Annotated in this window: 3 protein-coding genes; all 3 read left to right on the top strand. The window is 58.6% G+C overall.

The window, feature by feature from the left end:
- A partial coding sequence (locus tag ACIOMO_RS27655) for a 2-oxoglutarate dehydrogenase E1 component (RefSeq protein WP_401244651.1) occupies window positions 1-1467 on the top strand: 1467 nt, incomplete at its 5' end.
- Between the two features lie 42 nt (window positions 1468-1509).
- Window positions 1510-2733 carry a 2-oxoglutarate dehydrogenase complex dihydrolipoyllysine-residue succinyltransferase gene (gene odhB, locus ACIOMO_RS27650; RefSeq protein ID WP_282356393.1) on the top strand — a complete coding sequence of 408 codons (1224 nt, stop codon included), beginning with the start codon at window positions 1510-1512 and terminating at the stop codon, window positions 2731-2733.
- 109 nt (window positions 2734-2842) lie between these two features.
- Window positions 2843-4068: dihydrolipoyl dehydrogenase (gene lpdA / locus ACIOMO_RS27645; RefSeq protein WP_401244649.1), on the top strand; the 1226-nt coding region annotated here is incomplete at its 3' end.

Raw genomic sequence — 4068 nt, 5'->3', positions numbered from 1 at the left:
ATCGACCTGGTCTGCTACCGTCGTCGCGGCCACAACGAAGCTGACGAGCCAAGCGGCACCCAGCCCCTGATGTATCAGCAGATCACCAAACAGCGCACCACCCGTGAGCTGTACGCTGATCGTCTGACCCAGGGCGGTGTGCTCGACGCAGAGCGTGTTCAGGCGAAAGTCGACGAATACCGCAACGCGCTGGACAACGGTCTGCACGTCGTGAAATCGCTGGTCAAAGAACCGAACAAAGAGTTGTTCGTGGACTGGCGTCCGTATCTGGGCCACGCCTGGACTGCGCGTCACGACACGCGTTTCGATCTGAAAACCCTGCAAGAACTGTCCGCCAAGCTGCTGGAAATTCCGGACGGCTTCGTGGTGCAGCGTCAGGTCGCGAAGATCTACGAAGACCGTCAGAAGATGCAAGCCGGCGGCCTGCCGATCAACTGGGGTTACGCCGAAACGATGGCGTACGCGACCCTGGCGTTCGAAGGTCACCCGATTCGCATGACTGGTCAGGACATCGGCCGCGGTACGTTCTCGCACCGTCACGCTGTGCTGCACAACCAGAAAGACGCGGGCACCTACATTCCGCTGGCGCACTTGTACGACGGTCAGCCACGCTTTGACCTGTACGACTCGTTCCTGTCGGAAGAAGCGGTACTGGCATTCGAATACGGTTACTCGACCACCACGCCAGACGCGCTGGTGATCTGGGAAGCCCAGTTCGGTGACTTCGCCAACGGTGCACAGGTTGTGATCGACCAGTTCATCACCAGCGGCGAGCACAAGTGGGGCCGTCTCTGCGGTCTGACCATGTTGCTGCCACACGGTTACGAAGGTCAGGGCCCTGAGCACAGCTCGGCACGTCTTGAGCGTTACCTGCAACTGTGCGCCGAGCACAACATTCAGGTAGCTGTGCCGACCACGCCAGCACAGATTTACCACTTGCTGCGTCGTCAGGTGATTCGTCCGCTGCGCAAACCGTTGATCGTGCTGACGCCGAAGTCGCTGCTGCGCCACAAGCTGGCCATCTCGACTCTGGAAGATCTGGCCGAAGGTTCGTTCCAGACCGTGATCCCGGAAATCGATACTCTGGACCCGAAAAAGGTCGAGCGTGTTGTTCTGTGTAGCGGCAAGGTCTACTACGACCTGCTGGAAAAACGCCGTGCCGAAGGCCGTGAAGATATTGCCATCGTGCGTATCGAGCAGCTGTATCCATTCCCTGAGGACGACCTGAAAGAAGTCCTGGCTCCGTACACCAACGTCAAAAATGCCGTTTGGTGTCAGGAAGAGCCGATGAACCAGGGCGCCTGGTACTGCAGCCAGCACCACTTGCGTCGCAGCATCGGTAACCTCGACAAGTCTCTCGTACTTGAGTACGCGGGCCGTGAGGCTTCTGCTGCCCCAGCTTGTGGTTACGCATCGATGCACGCCGAGCAGCAGGAAAAACTCCTGCAAGCCGCGTTTACCATTTAATGCCTTCGCGCACCTGAAACCGAATTTAAGGAACTACAGATAATGGCTATCGAGATCAAAGCCCCCACTTTCCCGGAATCGGTTGCCGATGGCACCGTTGCCACCTGGCACAAACAACCGGGCGACGCCGTCAAGCGTGACGACCTGATCGTCGACATCGAGACTGACAAAGTCGTACTGGAAGTTCTGGCTACCGCCGACGGCGTGCTGGGCGCAATCGTCAAGAACGAAGGCGACACCGTTCTGTCCGACGAAGTGCTGGGCTCCATCGAAGCGGGCGGCGCTGCTGCCGCTGCTCCAGCCGCCGCCGCTGCTGCTCCGGCCGCTGCCGCTGCTCCAGCTGCTGCTGAAGGCGAAGACGATCCTGTTGCTGCACCGGCTGCGCGCAAGCTGGCTGAAGAAAACGGCATCAACATCGCCTCCGTTGCCGGCACCGGCAAAGGCGGTCGTGTGACCAAGGAAGACGTAGTCGCTGCTGTTGCTGCCAAGAAAGCCGCTCCGGCTGCCGCGCCTGCCAAGGCTGCTGCTCCTTCGGCCGCCGCTCCTGTATTCGCCGCTGGCGACCGCATCGAGAAGCGCGTACCGATGACCCGCGTTCGCGCCACCGTGGCCAAGCGTCTGGTTGAAGCTCAGTCGAACATGGCGATGCTGACCACTTTCAACGAAGTCGACATGACTGAAGTCATGGCCCTGCGTTCGAAGTACAAGGATCTGTTCGAGAAGTCCCACAACGGCGTACGCCTGGGCTTCATGTCGTTCTTCGTGAAAGCGGCTACCGAAGCACTGAAACGCTTCCCGGCTGTTAACGCATCGATCGACGGCGCTGACATCGTTTACCACGGCTACGCTGACATCGGCGTTGCCGTTTCCAGCGACCGCGGTCTGGTTGTTCCGGTTCTGCGTAACGCCGAACTGATGAGCCTGGCTGAAATCGAAGGCGGCATCGCAACATTCGGCAAAAAAGCCCGTGACGGCAAACTGTCGATGGACGAGATGACCGGTGGTACCTTCACCATCACCAACGGTGGTACCTTCGGTTCGATGATGTCGACCCCGATCGTCAACCCGCCGCAGGCAGCGATTCTGGGCATGCACAACATCATCCAGCGTCCTATGGCCATCAACGGTCAGGTCGTTATCCGTCCGATGATGTACCTGGCACTGTCCTACGATCACCGTCTGATCGATGGCAAAGAAGCTGTGACCTTCCTGGTGACCATCAAGAACCTGCTGGAAGATCCGGCGCGTCTGTTGCTGGATATCTAAAAAACAGCGGCAAGCTTCAAGTTTCAAGCCACAAGCTCAAAGCGAGCGGGGTGGGCTTGGAGCTTGTCGCTTGCGGCTTGTAGCTTTATTGCTAAAGAGGATTTTTTGAATGTCGCAGAAATTTGACGTAGTAGTGATCGGTGCTGGCCCTGGTGGCTACGTGGCAGCCATCAAGGCGGCGCAGCTGGGTCTGACCACTGCCTGCATCGAGAAGTACACCGACGCTGAAGGCAAGCAAGCCCTGGGCGGCACCTGCCTGAACGTAGGCTGCATTCCTTCCAAGGCGCTGCTCGACAGCTCCTGGAAATACAAGGAAGCGAAAGAAAGCTTCAACGTTCACGGTATCTCGACCGGCGAAGTCAAAATGGACGTCGCTGCGATGGTTGGCCGCAAGGCTGGCATCGTCAAGAACCTGACCGGCGGCGTTGCCACTCTGTTCAAGGCTAACGGCGTTACTTCGATTCAGGGCCACGGCAAACTGCTGGCTGGCAAGAAAGTCGAAGTCACCAAGCCAGACGGCTCGGTTGAAATCATCGAAGCTGAAAACGTCATCCTGGCTCCAGGTTCGCGCCCGATCGACATTCCACCGGCTCCGGTTGATCAGAACGTCATCGTCGATTCGACTGGCGCTCTGGAATTCCAGACCGTACCTAAGCGTCTGGGCGTGATTGGCGCTGGCGTGATCGGTCTGGAACTGGGTTCGGTCTGGTCGCGTCTGGGCTCGGAAGTGGTTGTCCTCGAAGCACTGGACACCTTCCTGATGGCAGCGGACACCGCTGTTTCCAAGGAAGCACTGAAAACCCTGACCAAACAAGGTCTGGACATCAAACTGGGCGCTCGCGTGACCGGCTCGAAAGTGAATGGCGACGAAGTCGTTGTGAACTACACCGATGCCAACGGCGAACAGACCATTACTTTCGACAAGCTGATCGTAGCCGTTGGTCGCCGTCCGGTGACCACTGATCTGCTGGCTTCCGACAGCGGCGTGACCCTCGACGAGCGCGGTTTCGTGCACGTTGACGATCACTGCGCGACCACCGTACCGGGCGTTTTCGCCATCGGTGACGTGGTGCGCGGCATGATGCTGGCGCACAAGGCATCGGAAGAAGGCATCATGGTTGTCGAGCGCATCAAGGGCCACAAAGCCCAGATGAACTATGACCTGATCCCTTCGGTTATTTATACTCACCCGGAAATCGCGTGGGTGGGTAAAACCGAGCAGGCCTTGAAAGCTGAAGGCGTTGAAGTTAACGACGGCACCTTCCCGTTCGCCGCTTCCGGCCGTGCCATGGCCGCCAACGATACCGGTGGTTTCGTCAAGGTCATCGCTGATGC

This window comes from Pseudomonas sp. NPDC087804 (genome assembly GCF_044742965.1).
In the GTDB taxonomy this organism is placed as follows: Bacteria; Pseudomonadota; Gammaproteobacteria; order Pseudomonadales; family Pseudomonadaceae; genus Aquipseudomonas; species Aquipseudomonas rustica.
The sequence above is the reverse complement of the archived record's forward strand: the minus strand, read 5'-3'. Positions and strand labels throughout refer to the sequence as shown.

Excerpts from the sequence above, each read along its gene's own strand:
- odhB (WP_282356393.1), top strand. The coding sequence starts at position 1,510 with ATGGCTATCGAGATCAAAGCCCCCACTTTCCCGGAATCGGTTGCCGAT.